Origin of the sequence: Paenibacillus sp. EKM301P (assembly GCF_011800295.1) — a bacterium.
GTDB classification, from domain to species: Bacteria; Bacillota; Bacilli; order Paenibacillales; family Paenibacillaceae; genus Paenibacillus; species Paenibacillus polymyxa.
In genome coordinates this window covers 152,918-171,037 of sequence record NZ_JAALFM010000002.1, presented here as the reverse complement: position 1 = coordinate 171,037, position 18,120 = coordinate 152,918, and the positions used below count along the sequence as shown (strand labels likewise).

Annotated in this window: 21 protein-coding genes and 1 pseudogene; 19 read left to right on the top strand and 3 right to left on the bottom strand. The window is 45.6% G+C overall.

What is annotated here, in order from left to right; translation table 11 throughout:
* The 6 genes from HFD99_RS06220 (at position 1) to HFD99_RS06195 (ending at position 5,459) form a co-directional block, all read left to right on the top strand.
* Positions 1-1,008, top strand: a complete 1,008-nt coding sequence (locus HFD99_RS06220) for a FecCD family ABC transporter permease (RefSeq protein WP_123796939.1) — start codon at positions 1-3, stop codon at positions 1,006-1,008.
* Entirely contained in the window at positions 1,001-2,023 is a 1,023-nt protein-coding gene (locus tag HFD99_RS06215) for a FecCD family ABC transporter permease (protein ID WP_123796940.1), read from the top strand. Before HFD99_RS06220 ends, HFD99_RS06215 begins: the two co-directional genes overlap by 8 nt.
* Before the next feature lie 118 nt (positions 2,024-2,141).
* On the top strand, positions 2,142-2,912 hold the full coding sequence (locus HFD99_RS06210; RefSeq protein ID WP_123796980.1) for an alpha/beta hydrolase: 771 nt from the start codon (positions 2,142-2,144) through the stop codon (positions 2,910-2,912).
* A 230-nt stretch (positions 2,913-3,142) separates the two neighbouring features.
* Complete coding sequence (locus HFD99_RS06205) at positions 3,143-4,204, top strand: SPFH domain-containing protein (RefSeq protein WP_090887899.1); 1,062 nt, start codon at positions 3,143-3,145, stop codon at positions 4,202-4,204.
* Positions 4,201-5,202 carry a sugar kinase gene (locus tag HFD99_RS06200; RefSeq protein ID WP_123796941.1) on the top strand — a complete coding sequence of 334 codons (1,002 nt, stop codon included), beginning with the start codon at positions 4,201-4,203 and terminating at the stop codon, positions 5,200-5,202. Before HFD99_RS06205 ends, HFD99_RS06200 begins: the two co-directional genes overlap by 4 nt.
* A 77-nt stretch (positions 5,203-5,279) precedes the next feature.
* On the top strand, positions 5,280-5,459 hold the full coding sequence (locus HFD99_RS06195; RefSeq protein WP_013370039.1) for a hypothetical protein: 180 nt from the start codon (positions 5,280-5,282) through the stop codon (positions 5,457-5,459).
* A gap of 75 nt (positions 5,460-5,534) precedes the next feature.
* Here HFD99_RS06195 and HFD99_RS06190 read toward each other — a convergent pair whose 3' ends face one another.
* Complete coding sequence (locus tag HFD99_RS06190) at positions 5,535-6,626, bottom strand: LuxR C-terminal-related transcriptional regulator (RefSeq protein WP_123796942.1); 1,092 nt, start codon at positions 6,624-6,626, stop codon at positions 5,535-5,537.
* Positions 6,627-6,800: 174 nt separating this feature from the next.
* Here HFD99_RS06190 and HFD99_RS06185 point away from each other — a divergent pair, with 174 nt between their 5' ends.
* The 12 genes and pseudogenes from HFD99_RS06185 to HFD99_RS06130 all read left to right on the top strand — a co-directional run bounded on the left by HFD99_RS06185 (position 6,801) and on the right by HFD99_RS06130 (position 15,833).
* Positions 6,801-7,616, top strand: a complete 816-nt coding sequence (locus tag HFD99_RS06185; RefSeq protein ID WP_123796943.1) for a class I SAM-dependent methyltransferase — start codon at positions 6,801-6,803, stop codon at positions 7,614-7,616.
* Entirely contained in the window at positions 7,603-8,688 is a 1,086-nt protein-coding gene (locus HFD99_RS06180) for a saccharopine dehydrogenase family protein (protein WP_123796944.1), read from the top strand. Before HFD99_RS06185 ends, HFD99_RS06180 begins: the two co-directional genes overlap by 14 nt.
* A 146-nt stretch (positions 8,689-8,834) precedes the next feature.
* The gene (locus tag HFD99_RS06175; RefSeq protein WP_045243994.1) at positions 8,835-9,230 is read left to right on the top strand and encodes a hypothetical protein; all 396 of its coding nucleotides are present in this window, start codon (positions 8,835-8,837) and stop codon (positions 9,228-9,230) included.
* A gap of 58 nt (positions 9,231-9,288) precedes the next feature.
* Complete coding sequence (locus HFD99_RS06170) at positions 9,289-9,846, top strand: hypothetical protein (protein ID WP_045243993.1); 558 nt, start codon at positions 9,289-9,291, stop codon at positions 9,844-9,846.
* 55 nt (positions 9,847-9,901) lie between these two features.
* Entirely contained in the window at positions 9,902-10,072 is a 171-nt protein-coding gene (locus tag HFD99_RS06165) for a hypothetical protein (RefSeq protein WP_016820608.1), read from the top strand.
* A 34-nt stretch (positions 10,073-10,106) separates the two neighbouring features.
* Positions 10,107-10,820, top strand: coding sequence for an HAD family hydrolase (locus HFD99_RS06160; protein ID WP_123796945.1), 714 nt, complete (start codon positions 10,107-10,109; stop codon positions 10,818-10,820).
* Positions 10,817-11,404: a GNAT family N-acetyltransferase gene (locus HFD99_RS06155; RefSeq protein WP_019686624.1), complete on the top strand. Its 588-nt coding sequence runs from the start codon at positions 10,817-10,819 to the stop codon at positions 11,402-11,404. Before HFD99_RS06160 ends, HFD99_RS06155 begins: the two co-directional genes overlap by 4 nt.
* A gap of 191 nt (positions 11,405-11,595) precedes the next feature.
* A pseudogene (locus tag HFD99_RS06150) lies at positions 11,596-12,077 on the top strand (ribosomal maturation YjgA family protein).
* A 60-nt stretch (positions 12,078-12,137) separates the two neighbouring features.
* A complete protein-coding gene (locus tag HFD99_RS06145) occupies positions 12,138-13,349 on the top strand; it encodes a rhamnogalacturonan acetylesterase (RefSeq protein ID WP_123796981.1) in 1,212 nt (403 codons plus the stop codon).
* A gap of 111 nt (positions 13,350-13,460) precedes the next feature.
* A complete protein-coding gene (locus HFD99_RS06140) occupies positions 13,461-14,405 on the top strand; it encodes a class I SAM-dependent methyltransferase (protein WP_123796947.1) in 945 nt (314 codons plus the stop codon).
* Between the two features lie 279 nt (positions 14,406-14,684).
* Positions 14,685-15,242: a hypothetical protein gene (locus tag HFD99_RS06135; RefSeq protein ID WP_016820601.1), complete on the top strand. Its 558-nt coding sequence runs from the start codon at positions 14,685-14,687 to the stop codon at positions 15,240-15,242.
* Between the two features lie 30 nt (positions 15,243-15,272).
* Positions 15,273-15,833: a GNAT family N-acetyltransferase gene (locus HFD99_RS06130; RefSeq protein WP_016820600.1), complete on the top strand. Its 561-nt coding sequence runs from the start codon at positions 15,273-15,275 to the stop codon at positions 15,831-15,833.
* A 2-nt stretch (positions 15,834-15,835) separates the two neighbouring features.
* Here the strand turns inward: HFD99_RS06130 and HFD99_RS06125 are convergent, their stop codons facing one another.
* Positions 15,836-16,177: a GIY-YIG nuclease family protein gene (locus HFD99_RS06125; RefSeq protein ID WP_016820599.1), complete on the bottom strand. Its 342-nt coding sequence runs from the start codon at positions 16,175-16,177 to the stop codon at positions 15,836-15,838.
* 155 nt (positions 16,178-16,332) lie between these two features.
* A complete protein-coding gene (locus HFD99_RS06120; protein WP_102997702.1) occupies positions 16,333-17,091 on the bottom strand; it encodes a DUF2087 domain-containing protein in 759 nt (252 codons plus the stop codon).
* 639 nt (positions 17,092-17,730) lie between these two features.
* Between HFD99_RS06120 and HFD99_RS06115 the strand changes: the two genes are divergently transcribed.
* Complete coding sequence (locus HFD99_RS06115; RefSeq protein ID WP_123796948.1) at positions 17,731-18,018, top strand: hypothetical protein; 288 nt, start codon at positions 17,731-17,733, stop codon at positions 18,016-18,018.
* Positions 18,019-18,120 lie beyond the last annotated feature (102 nt).

Below are 18,120 nucleotides of genomic sequence, written 5' to 3'. Positions count from 1 at the left end.
ATGGGAAAAAAGTTGATCTCTCCTTACCTTGTAATCTTCGTCTCTCCCTTGTTTATCGTACTAACATTACTGCTGTCTGTGATGTACGGAGCCAAGACGATAGAATGGGAGACGGTAACTGCTACCTTTTTCCATTTTGATGCTGGAAACGTGGACCATCAGGTCGTTTTAAACTCGCGTCTGCCTAGAGCGGTCGGCTCTATATTAATCGGTGCTTTTCTCGCAATTTCAGGAGCCATTATGCAAGGAATGACGCGGAATTTCTTGGCTTCACCCTCAATTATGGGGGTGTCGGATGGGGCGGCGTTTGTGATCACCTTAATGATGATCCTTGCACCGAACTCCACTTCGATGGGCCTGATTGGAAGTTCTTTTGTGGGATCTGCTCTGGGGGTGGCTATTGTGTTCGGTTTAGCCTGGATAATTCCCGGCGGTCTTGCCCCGGTTCGTATGGCCATTTTGGGAACGATCATTGGCACGTTTTTAAGCAGCCTGTCGGCCGTTCTCTCCATTTATTTTAATGTATCGCAAAATGTAAGCTTCTGGTTTAACGCTCGTCTGCACCAAATGGACCCCGGGATGATTCAATTGGCAATTCCCTTTGCTCTTGTGGCAATTGTAGGAGCAATGCTGCTGGCCAAGCCGATAACACTACTGTCTTTGGGCGACGACGTGGCCACAGGTCTGGGACAGCGGGCATTACCAGTCAAGTTGGGGGCGATGCTCTGTGTAGCATTGCTGACAGGTGTTTCTGTTGCGCTGGCAGGGAAAATTGCTTTTGTTGGCTTGTTGATTCCGCACATTACCCGATATTTAATCGGAGTAGATTACCGTTGGGTCATTCCATGCTCTGGTTTGATCGGTGGTGTTTTTTTGGGCATGTCTGATGTGTTGAGCCGTTTTCTTAATTATCCGTTTGAAACACCTATTGGAGTGGTTACCTCGGTCATTGGCATCCCTTTCTTTCTGTACTTAATACGTAGAAAAGGAGGGGGAGAGCATGCGTAAAATCAGTGTGAAACGGCTGTGGTTCGTATTTTCAGGTGGGGCTGCACTTATTTTAGCAGCCTCCTATGTTAGTCTGACCCATGGAGAGTTCGACATGACCCTTCAGGAAGTAATTCAGACATTGTTCCGTATCCACCCTACTCCGCAGCTGGATTTGGTGATTTTTCATTTTCGGCTACCGCGTATTGTGATTGCGGCCTTGATCGGCTTAGGTCTGGGGATAGCTGGGGCGGCGGTACAGGGAGTTACACGGAATGGTTTAGCCGATCCCGGCATTTTAGGCATTAACGCAGGGGCAGGGGCAGCAATCGTCATATTTATGTTCTTTTACCAAGGACAGATGGAGACGACAGGCTGGACTGCGGCGGTGGCTATGCCCTTTTTCGGCTTGATTGGAGGTTTGGTAGCTGCGCTGCTGATCTATTTATTTGCTTGGAAAGCAGGACGTCTGGATTCGCAGCGACTGCTACTTGTAGGTATCGCGATTGGCTCTGGCTTCGGTTCCTTAAGCTTATATCTGTCGCTGAAAATGAAAGCCTCGGATTTCGAGATGGCGACAGTATGGATGTCGGGCAGTATTTGGAGTGCTGATTGGAAGCTGGTTGCTGCCGTAATTCCATGGCTTGTCATATTAATTCCTGTTATTTGGTTGAAATCGTATGTGCTGGATCTATTTCAATTACATGAACATACAGCTAAAAGTCTTGGCGTTGCGACCGAAAAGGAAAAGTCTATTCTCTTGCTGTCCAGCATTGGACTGGTGAGTGCCTGTGTGTCTGTTTCTGGAGGAATAGGCTTTGTAGGATTATTGTCTCCTCATATCGCCAGAAGGCTTGTTGGCCTTCATCATCGTTTTGTGATTCCCGTATGCGGTATGGTCGGTATGGTACTGGTGCTGTTGTCTGATTTTGTTGCCAAAACGGTGGTTGCGCCTGCGGAAATTCCCGTTGGACTGATTATTGCGGTGATCGGGGTCCCTTATTTTGTAGTCTTGCTTATGAAAAAAACGGCCTAATTTCATTCGAATTCGGGCTCTAAAGGAGGTTGTTCCCATTAAAGATCTATTTACGCAAGCTTATCATTCCAGCGATGCACATGGAGCTGTGTATGTTCCTCGCAGTCAGCATCGAGTAATGTACTCGCAGGCTGAAAACCGTGAGTATCATATTTATATTGCCATTCCTGCCGAGGAACCTCCTGTATCTGGCTATCCCGTTATTTATGTGCTGGATGCCAATTCTGTTTTTGGAACCATGGTGGAAGCGGTGCGCGTTCAGGGGAGACGACCTGACAAAACGGGGGTTGTTCCAGCTATCATTGTAGGAATAGGCTATCCAACAGAGGCTCCCTTTCATCCTTCACGATATTACGATCTTACACTGCCTGGGACGGCTGTGGAGCTTCCGGTAAAGCCAAATGAAGATGCCTCCAAAGAAAGCGGGGGCGCCGAGCATTTCTTGTCATTTATTGAAGATGAGCTTAAGCCAATGATCGAGCGTGATTTTCTTATCGACCGCAACCGACAGACGATCTTCGGGCATTCGCTTGGAGGACTGTTCGTATTGCATACCCTGTTTACAAGACCAGACTCTTTTCAGGTGTATGTGGCGGGAAGTCCGTCTATACACTGGGGAGGACAAGTTATTATGGCTGAAGAGAAGCAGTTTGTAGCTTCCATTGCGCAGAAGCATTGGAATAAAAAGCTGCTGATTGCTGTAGGGGAGTTAGAGACTGGACATTTTAGTGGCATGCAGGAAAAGGCCAGGGACTTAGCTGCGCGTTTAATGACTAGGGACGATCTAGGACTACACGTAGAGTTCCGGGAATTTGCAGACGAAGGTCATATATCTGTGTTGCCGGTCTTGGTTAGCAGAGCGGTTCGTTTTGCTGCTGATTCTATGTAAATATGCAGTTAGGTATAAAATTTTTGAAAGTGCTCTTATAAAATAAATTGCAAGAAATCTGAGGCTGTTTCCTTTAACCGAGCGTATCGGAGAGGAAGCGGCCTTTATTTTTTTTGTAAATGTCATATTGATATTATGGATTATCTATGTTATTTTATTGTTAATAACAAATTGATAATAACAATATAGAAATAACAAAAAAATACTGTAAAGAAAGCGAGGAAGCGCTGATGTTTGGATTTAATTTTGTTAAATTTCAGCCCAGTGAGTATGTCATGAAGGTGAAGAACGGGAAGGTGGTTCGAGAGGGTGTTGGGTTATCTTTTTATTACTACGCGCCGACCACCTCGGTCGTTGTCGTGCCTGTCTCTTCCATTGATGTACCGTTTATGTTTGAAGATATGACAAATGATTTCCAGGCGGTAACCGTGCAGGGGCAACTGACTTATCGGATCGTGGATTACCGCAGAACGACGCAGATTTTAAACTACACGTATGATTTGAAGGAACGACGCTACATTTCGGACGATCCAAGCAAGCTGGCCCAACGGGTGATTAACATTGCCAAGGTGCTTACCAAAAAGTATTTGGAACGTGTCCCACTCAAAGAAGCGGTTCAGTCCAGTGAACGTCTGGCCCAAAACATGACGAAGGATATTGCTCAGCATACTGAAATGGAGAAATTGGGCATTGAGGTCATGGGGCTGTCCATTTTGGCGATTTTACCCAATAAGGAGACGATGAGAGCACTGGAAGCGCAGGCGAGAGAAGAAATTCTTCGCAGTGCGGATCATGCTTTGTATGAGCGTCGTAACGCATCCATTGAGCAGGAGCGCCGTGTAAAGGAAAATGAGCTGAATACGGAAATTGCGGTGGAGACGAAAAAAAGGCAGATCCGCGAAACCCAACTGGATGCCGAGCGTTCCGTAAAGCAAAAGCAAAGTGAGATGAAGGAGGAGCAGCTGCGGTTTGACACGGCCTTGGAAGAGAAAAAGCGCGAACTGATTGAGCTGACCGTAACGAATAAAAAGGCGGAAGCCGATGCCAAGGCCTATGAGCTGACAGCGGTGATGAAATCGTTGCAGGATGTCGAGCCTAACGTACTTCAAGCTATGGCCAACATGGATATGAGCCCGGATAAGCTGATTGCGATCGCCTTTCAGGAACTCGCAGAAAATGCAGGGAAAATCGGCCAGTTGAATATTACGCCTGATCTGCTGCAAGGTCTCATGTCAGATACGGGAACAAGTGGATCAGCAGGATCGAGAGGGTCTGGAGGAAGATCACGATGAGCAGCCGAATGACTGAGCAGAAGATTATTTTGGTGAAGCGTAAAACGCGACTGGAGGAACTGATTGTTCGTTACAATACGGTGCAGCAGGCTCGCTTCTTTATGGAACGGCTGGGTGCGGATTTTAGTGATTATGTGCTGGAGGATGAAAATTACCGCAGGGCGGTGGCAACGGCGACGTCCGAGTTATCGGCCTTGGGGCGTGTCCAGATTGTGGAGCGGGAACATGTGCCGAACTTTATTTTTGGTGAGCAGGATACGGTGGTGGTACTGGGTCAGGATGGGTTGGTAGCCAACACGTTAAAATATTTGACCGAGCAGCCGCTAATCGGCGTAAATCCAGATCCATTGCGCTGGGATGGGGTATTGCTGCCGTTTACTGTATCTGATCTGCGCTGGGTGGTGCCGGATGTGTTCGTGCACAGACGGCCGATTAAGGAGGTTACGCTGGCTAAGGCCCAACTAAATGATGGCCAATCCATATATGCTGTGAACGATTTGTTCATCGGGCGCAAAACTCATGTTTCTGCGAGATATGAGCTGAGATTGGAGGATCAGGTAGAGCAGCAATCGTCCAGCGGTATTATTGTTTCTACCGGGTTGGGGGCGACAGGCTGGTTGACCAGTGTGCTGGCTGGAGCGGCCGGTATTGTCGGCAGTGCTACACGGCATCCGGTCTCGCTTACTCCAGATCACCTGGTGTCAGGTGCTGCTTTTAGTCAGGAGGGGACAGTAGAAGGAATGGGGCAGGATCATCGTGCAACCTGGAGCTCGCCCTCGCTTTATTTTACAGTGAGAGAACCATTCCCCAGTCGGACGACTGCTGCGGAGCTGGTATTTGGACAGGTGGCCGTTGAAAGACCGCTGCGAATTGCTTCGCAGATGCCGGAGAATGGAGTTATTTTTAGTGATGGAGTAGAGAGCGACTTTCTGGAGTTTAATGCTGGCATTGAGGCGACCATTGGACCGGCGGAGAAAAAAGGGCATCTGGTGGTGTAGAGGTTTGTACAGGACGGCAATGGGTAATTATGAGTAAGGTACAACCATCAGATGAAATTAAAAAAGGAGGAATCAACATGAGCGACCACACTCAAGACGAAGCGAAAATCCGCAACAAGAAGAACGAGGACGGAGATTCCTTGATGGAGAAAACGAAGCTGGACAATGGCGTGGATATCGAGCCTGAGGCTGATGAATGGATTGCGAAGCCCTCACCAGTATCATACGATGATACGAAATCCTCTTCGCAGAAATAAAACTCTTGCGTCTCAATAGAGCAGTGATGCAAAGACAGATGATCCTTAACCGGGTCATCTGTCTTTTTTACATAATTAATTGAATCTGGAATATACCTTCCATACTAGCTCACGACGGCTGCTTACCTCTGTTTTCAAGAAAATGGCTTTCAGATGATCCTGCACCGTGTAGGCCGTAATATGAAGTGCACTTGCTAGTTCCTTGGTAGAAAAGCCTTGGACAATGAGCCGGACAAGCTGTCTCTCTCGTTCAGTCCATAAGTAGATTTCAGCCATAAGCGGCAACATGTCGGTTGCTTTAGTAGGCTCAAACCATACGGCCAGTTGCTTCTCGCCCATATGCTCGCGTCCGCCTTGCAGGAGAGTGGCTCTGATCGTGACCCAAGGAGTTTCAGCGTCTGCGGCAGGGATACATAGTCTGGCTGGTGCAGTAGAAGTGGATAGCGCTCGCAAGCTTACCGCCCGAACAGAGGCCGGCAGCTTGTCCTCATGGATTCCCTCCTGCTGCCGAAGCAGCTTTAGCCACTGCTCTGCTACTATATTGGACGAGAGGGGTTCTAGTTGAGCAGAAAGCGTCAGAACACCTGGCTCAAGTTCATGTTCCATAGCCATAGCGGGGGCTGGAGATACACCGACACTGGTTTGACGCAGATGATAGGCTATGGGCGGTGCTAACGCTTCAAGCAGTTGTTGCTCTTCCGTGCTGAATACAGGCTTTCCATAGTGGCGGAACAACGTAAGAAATCCCCAGCAGCTTCCTTTGTACATAAATGGAATACGCAGCTCATCGCCGAATCCAGCGGGTTGCAAAACATCTCTAAAACGTGTACTTCGATCCGGTTGGCCTTGTGTAGACTCATGAAGCGTTGCGATGGACTGCCCTTCTCGCACCAATTGATCGTATTTCATGATATCATCGTGCAGATACTCGTATTCTAGCAGTTTGCTATGAATGTCCTCTACACCCGACTCCGTAAATGCACCCGTGGAAAGCAGCGTTCGCGGATCTACTGAGGTACAGCATGCCGCATCAAAAGAAATCTGAGTACGCAAGCGGTCGATTAGCGTGTGCTTGTATGTAGGAGATGAGGGTGATTTATTTCCCATTTCCATGATTGGTTGTTGATCATTCTTAAGCTGTGCAAATTGAGTATAATGTGCGTTCATCGTTTACTCCTATCGTGAAAGCTGGAGATTCTTAAAGTGCCTCTTCCTAAATCCCATATTTATGGGATGGTGGATATTCGTATTGTCTTTATAATTGAGAATGATTCTTAATTAAATCTACAATAAACGAATGGTCGCTGAAGATCAAGGCTAAATGTTTGGAGGAGAGCATATATGAAACAACCTCATATTGGAAATACCGACTCAAATCAACCGATGAGCTGGAATCATCCGAATGTGCATAAATACGCGGATACGATTGCTTTAAAAATACCAGGATATGCCCATCTGTATGAGATGACAGATTGTTTGATAACTGCACAGGTTGCAGCACAGGCTCATACCCGAAAGATCGACCCGAATGTGCTCATTGTCGGAGCTGGGGGCGGTCAGGAATTGATTACGCTCGGAGGGCGGCATCAGACATGGTCTTTTACGGCAGTTGATCCCTCTGCGCACATGCTGGATTTGGCGCGTCAGCGTGTGTCCCAAGCGGGTATCAGTTCAAAAATATCATTTGTTGCAGGTACGTTGGAAGAGTTGTCTGAAGAACAGCCTGAAGAACAGCTCGAAAAGCATGGCGAAGAGTCATGTAGAGAAGCAGTCTATGATGCTGCTACCTGCCTGCTGGTGCTTCATTTTCTTCAGAGCTTGGAGAGTAAACAGGCATTGTTGCACCAGATATCCGCTCGACTCAAGCCAGGTGCACCTTTTTGCCTAGCATCTATTAATGGGAATCCGCAGGAGCCTTCTTTTTCCCTTCAAATGCAGGCGTGGAAAGCTCATATGCTGAGTCAGGGCATTTCACTGGAGGATTGGGAGCGATTCGCTGCTTCCATCGGCCGTGAGTCAAACCCGGTGTCCAATGCAGCAATTCAGGAACTGTTGATAGATGCAGGCTTTACCCACATCACCCGGTATTATGGTGCTTTTTTAGTGAATGCATGGTTTGCGGTTAAAGAGGGAGAGACGGCTTATGACAAAGGATAACATCATCATTATTGGCGGGTATGGCCATGTTGGAAAAATTGTATGTACAGAGTTAAGTGAAATGTTCCCCGGCAAGGTATTTGCCGCAGGCCGCAGTCTGGAACGTGCCACTGCATTCAGCCAACAATCGAATGGCAAGATACGACCCTTGCAGCTTAATATTCATGAACCGCTGGACCCGTCGATATTAAAGCAAGCCAAAATGGTTATTATGTGTCTGGATCAGGACAATACAGCCTTGGTACGCACCTGTCTTCAGCATGGGGTGCATTACATGGATATTACTGCGAATGCGGCCTTTTTGAGTCAGGTGGAGCAGTGTCATCAGGAGGCCCGAGCTTATCAGGCCACTGCGCTGCTAAGTGTAGGGTTAGCTCCAGGGCTAACTAATCTATTGGCATTGCAAGCGACACAGCTCATGGATCAAACGGATGAACTGAACATATCATTGATGCTGGGCTTGGGTGATCGACACGGTCAGGCTGCGATTGAGTGGACTGTAGATCAGATTCATACCGACTTGGAGGTGATAGAACAGGGACGCCCAGTGACTCGAAGAAGCTTTACCGACGGCATAGTGGCAGACTTTGGTGCAGGAGTGGGTCGTCATCGGGCGTATCGGTTTCCTTTTTCGGATCAACAGACACTTCCACGTACACTTGATGTTCCTACGGTCAGCACACGCCTGTGCTTCGATTCGCGCTTGACCACCCGGCTTCTGGCAGGGCTTCGGACAATAGGAATATCAGGTCTGCTCCGACTGCCAACGGTTCGTGAGGCAGTAGTTCGCAGCTTTGGCAAGGTGCATTTTGGAGGAAATGCTGTAGCGGTCAAGGTAGACGCCCAAGGAACTCTCAATGGTAAGGAGACGAGGGTCGAATGCAGGCTAAGGGGACATCATCAGTCTGATTTAACTGCTAAAGCTGCCGTCTTTGCAGCGCTTGCTCTGTATCGCTCAGAACTTCCATATGGTGTTTTTCACATGGAGCAGGTTTTTTCGTGGGATCGCATGCGGGCTTGGCTGGGACAGCAGGTAGACGTAGATATTCAGGTGAACGGACAGCAAGTATAAAAGTCATATATTCTGAAAAAAAGACTCTCATATCATCCAAGCTTATTCGGCAATGCCTTGCGGATAGGTCTTGGATTTCTTTTCCTATTGGATTACACTAGAAGGAAGTACATATTTCTGGGAAAGACCAGAGGGGATGATATGAAATGTGGAATCCCTATGAACATAGTAGGCAGCATCCGCACGATTTTATAGTAAAATATCGATTTTACACACCGGAAGAAGGAGGCAGGAAACAACTGCCTATTCAGGGTTATCGCTGCGATTTTTCCTATGAGGGCGACGATATTACAACAACGGGAATTTATGCAATACATCCTGAGTTTGAAGATGAAGAGGGTCAATTGATCATGGATACCAGGCACCCGGTTCACCGGGAAGGTCAGGCAAGAATGTGGATTTTGTTTGGAGAAATGAGGGAAAAGGTACACCGACACCGGATACATGTAGGAACCAGGGGATATTTTATGGAAGGCCCACGCCGAGTCGGTGAAGTTGAAGTTACAAGTCTGGTAGGCCTCTTGACCAATCCGCTAGACTAACTGCTAGAAATCAATCAGAAGGTGCAGTCAGACAGCGAATGGAGGTGTTCAAGCCAAGATGGATATCGCTTATATTATCGATTTATTACGTAAAGACGATGTAACCTTAACCCCAGGCTTATCCACCCAGGAGATTACTGAGGTCGAAGACAGGTATGATATTCACTTTCCGCCCGACTTAAGAGAGCTGCTGATGAACGTTCTTCCAGTTGGTAAAAGCTTCATCCCATGGAGAGATACGTCACCACAGCGGATGGGTGTCATTCAGCAAAGGCTGAATTGGCCGCTTGAAGGTATGATTTTTGATGTAGAACAGAATATGTTCTGGCATTCTGAATGGGGGAATAGACCAACAGATTTGGAGGAAGCCGTTGATACATGTAAACGTGAGTTTTTGCGTGTGCCCAAGCTGATCCCCGTCTATGGTCACCGATATATCCCAGAGCAGCCATGTGAAGAAGGAAATCCGGTATTTTCAGTGTATCAAACGGATATTATCGTGTATGGAGAAAGTTTGCAGGAGTATTTCAAGCTGGAATTTGGGGAGAAGACTTACGAACAGATTAATTTTGAGGCGGTAAAAACAGTTCGCTTTTGGAGTGATTTATGTAGCTGAATCGCCGAATCGTTAGGAAATTAAATAAGTCGAGATAAAGGAAGGAGAGACTAAGGTGAAATTGGAGCAGGATTTGGAAGAAATCAAAGAAAGGTTGACCCAGATCGAGACCAAACTGGAACAAAAGTCGACTTCCAGCAAAATCTTAAAGTACATGATCATCATTTTCTTGTCTATTTTTTTCTTGCTTATTATGATCGGAGTTATTCAATTTGTTTCGAGCTGATCGGTATAAATTTACGGACAGAAAGGAGCTTGTTATGTCTATAGAAGCCATTATTTTTGATCTGGATAATACACTGATTAACCGCAAACTGGCATTCGCGGCATATACGGAGCGGTTTATAGAACGATTTATTGTGGCAGAAGAACCGGCCAGCCGTGCGGCGGTCGTTGAACGAATACGTCTGGCAGATCAGGACGGCTACCGGGATAAAAGGGAGCTGTATACGGAGCTGCATGCAGACCTGAAACTGAAAAATCCCGATACGACAGTACAGGAGATGCTGGGCTTTTGGTATGGTGAATTTCATAAATTTACGGTACTGATGGACGGAGCGAAGGAAGTGCTGTCTGAACTGCGGTCTCGGGGCTTGAAGCTTGGTATGATTACCAACGGTTCACTCCGTACACAGCAGGCGAAGATTGACCGAGTGATGCTGAGAGATTATGTGGATTCCATTATTGTATCAGGCGGAGTCAACGTCGAGAAGCCTAATCCTCGTATTTTCGAGTTGGCTCTGAATGAGCTGGACATTGCCGAACCTGGTCATGCCTGCTATGTAGGCGATCATCCGACAAATGATATTCGTGGGGCGCAAAGTGCAGGATTGCATACCATTTGGCTGGAAGGCTTTATGACGTGGAATGAAGCAGGCATTGTACCTGATCATCAGATTCAGAGCCTACGTGAAATCACTGGCTGGCTGGATCGTCTCAGTTATCCATCGAATATGGAGGAGGGAGCATCATGAGTATCGAGCAGCAACCGAATCCCATTCTGTTATCATTCCCGGAACAATTCCAGACGGAGCGATTGACTATACGCGCTCCGCAATGGGGCGATGGTGCGGCGGTCAATGAGGCGATACGCGAGAGTGTACATGAGCTGCGGCCTTGGCTTCCTTTTGCGAGAAATCTCCCTACGGTAGAGGAATCTGAAATCCGTTCACGCCAAGCCAGACTTAAATTTCTGGATCGGTCTGACATGGTGCTGTATATATTTGATACGGCTTCGGGACAATTTGTAGCCAGTAGCGGTCTGCACCGAATTAATTGGGATGCACGAAGATTCGAAATTGGGTATTGGCTCAGAACCTCATGGACCGGAAAGGGGATTATAACAGAGGCCGTGCACGGTATTACAGATTTTGCCATACAGCATTTACATGCTAACCGGTTAGAGATTCTTTGTGATTCCAGAAATACGCGCAGCGCCAAGGTAGCGGAACGGGCAGGTTTTACATTAGAGGGGATTTTAAGGAATGTCGAGTATGATGAAGAGGGGAATATGGTACACCATATGGTTTTTGCCAAAGTGCGTGGTATTGAATTTTAGCAAGCGATTGTATGATATTGCGGGAGCTTATATGATTCATAATATGACGAAAAATACAGACAAGTTGGTGTGCATACAATATGACAGCAGCTTAAGGTTCAGCAATCTTGCAAGCGCTATCCCAAAAGAAGGATTGACAAAGTTTACAGCAGTATTGCGGAGATTTCCAGTGTCAGGAAAGGTAATTTAGTATGAGAAAACTTCGTAAGAGCAGCAATTGGGAAATTAATCGGGAAATAAAGGGAAAGTTCCACTGGAAGACCCGCGCTGCGTATCTGGTTGCCGTGCTGGTCATGATCTTGTTGGGCTTGGGAAGCAGAGCTTTCTCCACCCGGTTACCTGCATTCGTTGCCAATCACTTTGGGGATGCCTTGTGGGCATGCATGATTTATTTTGGGCTGAGAATGTTGTGGGTGAATCGTCAGTTGTCTGTAGCCCTTTGGGGCAGTGTGCTGTTTTGCTTTGCTATTGAGTTCAGTCAAATGTACCAAGCTCCCTGGATTAACCACATCCGGGCGACCACTCTGGGCGGGCTAGTGCTTGGCAAAGGGTTTCTGACTGTGGATCTGATTAGGTACACGGTCGGTATTGTGATATCCTGGGCATTGGACCAAGGCTGCCAAAGGCTGGCGGGGATCAATAGACGTTAGACGATGACAAACCACTCAAATAATCTGAGAAGCGAGGGTTGCGCTTGAAACAAAAGAGAAAGCGTCACAGGTTGTTCGGTAAGATGATTGGGTTATGCGCAGGGTTCAGCTTGTTGTTTGCAACCATACTTATTCCAGGGCAGGCATTAGCGGAAAAGCAGCTTGCGGCGCCTCTTCGTTTTGATTTTGGCCCTGGGGATGTAGCAGACGGCTACACCCAGGTCACTGCCAAGGATGCTTACACGCCTGAGCGTGGCTATGGATTTACCGATCTTTCCAAGGTAAATGAAGAGAACCGTGGGGGAAGTGATGCTATCCGCTCAGATTTTGTTCGTGTTCAAGGCTCATCATTTGTCGTCAATTTACCGCCTGCGGATTACACGCTTTCTCTGATTGCCGGAGATACTGCCGGAAACACGAACATTACGGTTAAAGCCGAATCCATTGTTAAAGTAGAGCCTACCGCCAAAACAGCAGGACAATTTGTCGAGACTGGGTTTGAGCTAGCACTCATCGACGGTCAGCTCGAATTGTATTTTTCGGGAGATGAAGCGAAGATTAACGCCTTGGTTATCACTCCCAAGGAGGCTCGAACAGCTGGAGAGCATCCTTCCGTATACCTTGCAGGAGATTCTACGGTTCAAACTTATAAAGCCTCGATGAAGCCTCAGGCAGGCTGGGGGCAAATGATTGCTCCATTTTTTACAGATGAGACTATTTTTGTGAACCGTTCTATTGGTGGACGTAGCACGAAGACTTTTTTGGTTCAAGGGCGGTTAGATGATATTTTACGGAATATCCGTCCAGGAGATTATCTGTTCATACAGTTTGGGCATAATGATGCCGCGATCAATAATCAGGAGCGTTATGTTTCACCTGCCGATTATAAAGTTTACTTGAAAACGTACATCCAAGGAGCCACCCAACGCGGTGCGATCCCTGTGCTAATTACTCCTGTAGGCCGCCGCGATTATGATGCAGCAAGTGCTTCGTTTCGGATTAGTTTCCCGGAATATGTGCAGGCGATGAAGGAAACAGCATCAGAGACGGGGGTAGCACTGATCAATCTTAGTCAATTGAGTGTAGCCTACTATGATACACTAGGCCTGGAAGGAACACTTCCACTGTTTTTACATTTGGAGCCAGGTGTGTTTCCTGCATTTCCTGATGGCGTGAAGGATGATACACATTTTCAGGAGTATGGTGCGGAGCAAATAGCCCGCTTGGTAGCCCAAGGGGTTCGTGACTTGAATATTCCTTTATCCTCAAATGTAAAGACGGAGAATCTGCAATAGCACCGAATTTCCATAATGATATACTCAGAAAATAAGCTGGCCCTACCCAAACCCAGCATGACTTAGGCTTGGGTGGGGCTTTAATGTTCTGGACTTTAAGGAGGAAGTAGTATGACAGTAGCTCAACTTCATAATCTTATCAACGGTCAACTCCTGCATAATCAGCATCGGAGTTTATTTTATATGCGCGAGGGCTCTGTTCTGTTAGGACCATCAACGGAAATGACGTACTGGCTGACGCAGCGAAGCTCGGAACTGATCCTCATGCTTAAAAGCTTGAAGCGCCAGCATACATATCATGTTTTTGTGAAGGATGTAGCGGCCCAAATACTGTCCCAGTTTGTAAATACCAATCAGTATCTACATTTTCACACAGATCATGCGAGGGAGCTTGCGGAGCTGTATGATCGATTCTTCACCCGGATTGAAAAGCTGTTCCAAAAGAAGTCTATAGCAGGGGCAACTCTGGACTTACTGCTCCAGCAGCATTATGGGCATTTGAGAGATTTTTTAATTCGTACCAATGGACGTGAAGTGTTCGCTAAGTATGCAGAGAATGAATATACCTTTTGGATACCTTGTGAGGAATATACACCGGAGTTGCAAGCGAATCTGCTAGGATTGGACATTGCTCGTTTGCAAGAGCCTGTTCTAGATGTTGGCTGCGGATCAGAGGCACGGTTGGTTACTTATTTACGTGCCTATGGAATTGAGGCATACGGAACAGATCGGCTGGCTGAAACAGACGGTTGTATCACCCGAGGAGATTGGTTAGCGACTACTTATGAAGAAAGTACATGGGGAACGATCGTTTCACATATGGCATTCTCCAATCATTTTATACATCATCATCTGAAGACAGACGGTAATATTCATGAGTACGCTCATAAATATATGGAATTGCTTAGAGCCATTCGGCCAGGAGGGAGCTTTATTTACAGTCCATGTCTCCTATTCATGGAAGAGCTTTTGGATGCCCGAATGGGGTATCAAGTAGAGTATATCGAGTCCTCTAAAGGTTACAGAGCTACGAAAATAACGCGTATACATTCATAAGTGCTAGTATCAATCATTTGTCAGATTCACTCTTGGAATGGTAGTATAAGGATAGATATTACTCTATTTGGGATTCTGTTAATGATCGGGATTCCCATGACGTTAATTTGATAGCATAGTTGCCCTGAATAATAAATTATTGTATAGATAACGGAATTTTTCAGGGAAGATTAAACCATATTTTCCTAAAAGCCGATATATGGAAATGAGGCGAGAACACACTGTTATTATGCCCGCCGCAAAATGGAGGTATATAATTGGGTTAGGAGAGTAGAAGAAGTGTCCGATTTGTATACGAAAAAAGAAGTAGAAGATTATGTAACGAACGTGGTTTTCGAACGACCTTTAGGTGTAAGCATTGCAGCTATTTTACTAATTTTTAATGGAGCACTGCTGTTGGTGACACAGCTATTGACGCTCAATGCACTAAATGAGGCTTCTACGTTATTAGGCATGTGCAGAGGCATGTTTCAAGGGTTTATCGCGTTGCTTGGCTTGGCAGGAACGGCTGCCGGTATTGGTATGTTGTTCGGTAAGAAGTGGGCTTGGTGGCTGGCATTATTTTATTTTACATATGAGACCATGCGTTATGCGTGTGCAATTCTGTTTATTCCCGATGTCTCCCCAATGTTAGGTGGTGTGCAGCTAAGTCCTGCTCTATACTACGTTAAATATGGTATGCGTATTATTTGGAATTTATTGTTTACATTGTTTATGTGCCGTAGTACGGTAACCGGCTTTTTTCAAACAAGTAAAATCAACAAGTGGAGAGCATGTATCGCATTATTCTTCATCAATGGATTGATGGTGGGGATCGGCTGGTGGTTGACCAGGTAGGTTCTGTGAATGTGAAGGAGGAGATGAATGATGACAATGGAAACGTTTCCGATTCTGGAAACCGATCGACTTCGCTTAAGACAGCTTACATTAGGAGACGCGAGGGATGTATTTGCCTATTTTTCCAGAGATGAGGTCACAAAATATTATGATTTGGAAAGTTTTACGGAGGTAGAGCAAGCTGAGAAATTTATTCGTTCCATGCTAACCAGATACGAGAAGCAAGCGGGTTTTCGTTGGGGAATTACGTTAAAAGAAGCTCCTGAGCAGGTGGTGGGTACAATTGGATTTCATAACTGGCAGAAGGAGCACTCTCGTATTGAAATTGGCTATGAGCTGGCGCCGGAATATTGGCAACAAGGGCTGATGACAGAAGCGTTGAGAGCGGTAGTGGATTATGGCTTTCAAATGCCGCAGGTTCACCGTATAGAAGCCTTCATTGATCCAGATAACGAAGGCTCCAGACGGCTGCTGCTCAAAAGTGGCTTTACTAAAGAGGGTCACCTGAGAGATTACTTCTATGAAAAAGGTCAGTTTGTTGACGCTGTTGTTTTTGGCTATCTTCGGACGGAGTTTCCCGTAAAGCAGTAAGTTTATAAATATCCTTTGTCTCCGTAAGGCTGGAGTCGATCAAGCCAGGTCTGCTCCAGCTTTGCCAATGCATCTTTGACATCAAAGAATTCCGAATCTTTTTTCTTCAAAACGTCCAGCACTTCAAATTCAAACGAATCTTCGCCATATTCATTCCATTCCTGTTGTAGTGGTTTGTTCTTAAATCCACCCATTTGCAGCTCAAAACGCCTTCCATTCAGCGACTTTAAATTCGGCGTGGAAGCGACAAAAATTTTCCCATTGCGTGTATTACGAATACAATAGATTCCTGCCTCTGTCTTCATCTCCATGTATTGCTGAACTAGTTCTTTTCTTCGATCCATTGTACAATCCTCCTATTTGAGCATTTTGCATAAATCCCAAGAGCGTTTTCAAATCAGCAATGTATAGATCGAAACGCTTTAGTTCGTCTATATATTGTACCTACGAGCGTCGAGAATCGAATTATGCAAAATGCTGATTTTATAAGCGCCTAGCTTCAAGATTCCTTCAACCAATATTCACTGCCATCCGGTTTGCGATCCAATAGACCGTATTCAATCATATATCTTCGCACCGTAACATAATCGTCATATACTTCCTGTAAAATCGCATTGATATCTTTCTCATGATATATTTGTCCCTTTACAAAACGGTCTGCAATTTCACGCAGCACAATCAGCTTGTGCTTTTCTTGCATTTTAAAGGTCTTTAGGCGCCCGTCTGTACCCTTCGGAAAATACTTCGTGAGTACCTTTTGCCTCTCGTCTTCCGTAATGTTGTAGCGTTCATCTACCATCCGTGCTCGTACGGGTACGTCTACCATGGCGGGAGCGTGATGGTCTTTCTCCTTTAACAGTTCCATTAATGTGAGAAATACTTTGGCCTGTCGTTCTTTTTCCTTGAGACCAAAGCGATGATTGCGTATGGTGGATGCGCTGCCGATTCCGGTTTCCTTTTGAATGTCCGCATCGCCCATGCCTTGATAAAATAACTGAAGTAACCGATTCTGGTGATCCGTCAGTCCGGTCAGCTTTTTGTCCAGACCGATCAAATAGTCAAACACCGAACCGTACGTCCGCTCAATATGAAGACGCATATACCGTTCCGCGTCATAAAATACCCCTTGATCCTGATATATGATGCCTTGTTCATATCGTTGTCCGTCCAAGAGGCAAATTACCTGCTCCCCTTGGAGAATATATCCACGCTTCAGTTCTTCAATACCAGCATTCCAGAATAGTTCGGAATGGTCCATTTTAGCAAACACCTCAATCGAATGATGATTATTTTATAGACAATATAACATTTTGTTTATTTTAAATCAATGGGTGGGATGAGTGTGAGGACGTTTTTCACTATTCAAATTTATATAATGTATAAAAAAGAAGGTTATTATTTTGAACATAAGAGAATACCTTTACGTACGTTAAGCTGAATTGGATTGCTGCCTCCACCGAAAATCAGAATGCTTATTCGAATGAGGCCAGAGGGAATCCCCTTACGTTGGAAACAGAGGAAGATTCCATACGAAGCTGAGGGGAAATAGATTCGACGAGCAGAACCGATTGACTCAAGTCAAGGTCGACGAAAAACTCGTAGAGTACCGATACAACGGAGACGGATTACTGACAGATCGTATACAGAATAGCGTCCATACCCGATATTAAGGTCTAATATCAATCTAACAAGTAAAGAGATTATTGGAGTTCAACTTGGCAGTTTCAATAAAGAGCGAAAGGAGAGCTTTAGTAGTGCTATTAAAAGAGATTGATACGAACCACGGTACCTCTAGGGTGTCATGCACATACACTCCGTCTATTGAAACCTATAATATTGTCACAGATAATATGACAGATGATTGTATACCTACTCAGCTTGGTAATGGATGTTGCATTTGGCTAAATGGCAACTTGGAGAGATTGAATGTATTTGTCCAAAGAATTTCAAAAATGGAATTTCAACATATTTTCATCTTGACGAATGGTTTAAAGGTACACCTTCTTTCGAGATATCTTCAATTGATGATGATGTAGTCATCGAACAACTTGAGGATGGATATATTATTTGGTTATCGGAAAAAAGTAACGTAGAACTAGAAGTATCGCAAAGTGGAATAAGCTACTTATTATCAGGAAATAAACTATCAGGTATAGTAGCTAAAAAGAGCAAAATAATTGAATGAATATCATGGATCGTCATGCCTAGTAGGAAAGAGGTTTTGCCCAAATCCAAATAAGGGAATAGTAAGAGATTTTAAAGGGATTAGAGAAAGAGAAATATACTG

Coding starts and splice junctions, on each gene's coding strand:
- HFD99_RS06220 (WP_123796939.1), top strand. CDS start 1: ATGGGAAAAAAGTTGATCTCTCCTTACCTTGTAATCTTCGTCTCTCCC.
- HFD99_RS06215 (WP_123796940.1), top strand. CDS start 1,001: ATGCGTAAAATCAGTGTGAAACGGCTGTGGTTCGTATTTTCAGGTGGG.
- HFD99_RS06210 (WP_123796980.1), top strand. CDS start 2,142: ATGTACTCGCAGGCTGAAAACCGTGAGTATCATATTTATATTGCCATT.
- HFD99_RS06205 (WP_090887899.1), top strand. CDS start 3,143: ATGTTTGGATTTAATTTTGTTAAATTTCAGCCCAGTGAGTATGTCATG.
- HFD99_RS06200 (WP_123796941.1), top strand. CDS start 4,201: ATGAGCAGCCGAATGACTGAGCAGAAGATTATTTTGGTGAAGCGTAAA.
- HFD99_RS06195 (WP_013370039.1), top strand. CDS start 5,280: ATGAGCGACCACACTCAAGACGAAGCGAAAATCCGCAACAAGAAGAAC.
- HFD99_RS06190 (WP_123796942.1), bottom strand. CDS start 6,626: ATGAACGCACATTATACTCAATTTGCACAGCTTAAGAATGATCAACAA.
- HFD99_RS06185 (WP_123796943.1), top strand. CDS start 6,801: ATGAAACAACCTCATATTGGAAATACCGACTCAAATCAACCGATGAGC.
- HFD99_RS06180 (WP_123796944.1), top strand. CDS start 7,603: ATGACAAAGGATAACATCATCATTATTGGCGGGTATGGCCATGTTGGA.
- HFD99_RS06175 (WP_045243994.1), top strand. CDS start 8,835: ATGTGGAATCCCTATGAACATAGTAGGCAGCATCCGCACGATTTTATA.
- HFD99_RS06170 (WP_045243993.1), top strand. CDS start 9,289: ATGGATATCGCTTATATTATCGATTTATTACGTAAAGACGATGTAACC.
- HFD99_RS06160 (WP_123796945.1), top strand. CDS start 10,107: ATGTCTATAGAAGCCATTATTTTTGATCTGGATAATACACTGATTAAC.
- HFD99_RS06155 (WP_019686624.1), top strand. CDS start 10,817: ATGAGTATCGAGCAGCAACCGAATCCCATTCTGTTATCATTCCCGGAA.
- HFD99_RS06145 (WP_123796981.1), top strand. CDS start 12,138: ATGATTGGGTTATGCGCAGGGTTCAGCTTGTTGTTTGCAACCATACTT.
- HFD99_RS06140 (WP_123796947.1), top strand. CDS start 13,461: ATGACAGTAGCTCAACTTCATAATCTTATCAACGGTCAACTCCTGCAT.
- HFD99_RS06130 (WP_016820600.1), top strand. CDS start 15,273: ATGACAATGGAAACGTTTCCGATTCTGGAAACCGATCGACTTCGCTTA.
- HFD99_RS06125 (WP_016820599.1), bottom strand. CDS start 16,177: ATGGATCGAAGAAAAGAACTAGTTCAGCAATACATGGAGATGAAGACA.
- HFD99_RS06120 (WP_102997702.1), bottom strand. CDS start 17,091: ATGGACCATTCCGAACTATTCTGGAATGCTGGTATTGAAGAACTGAAG.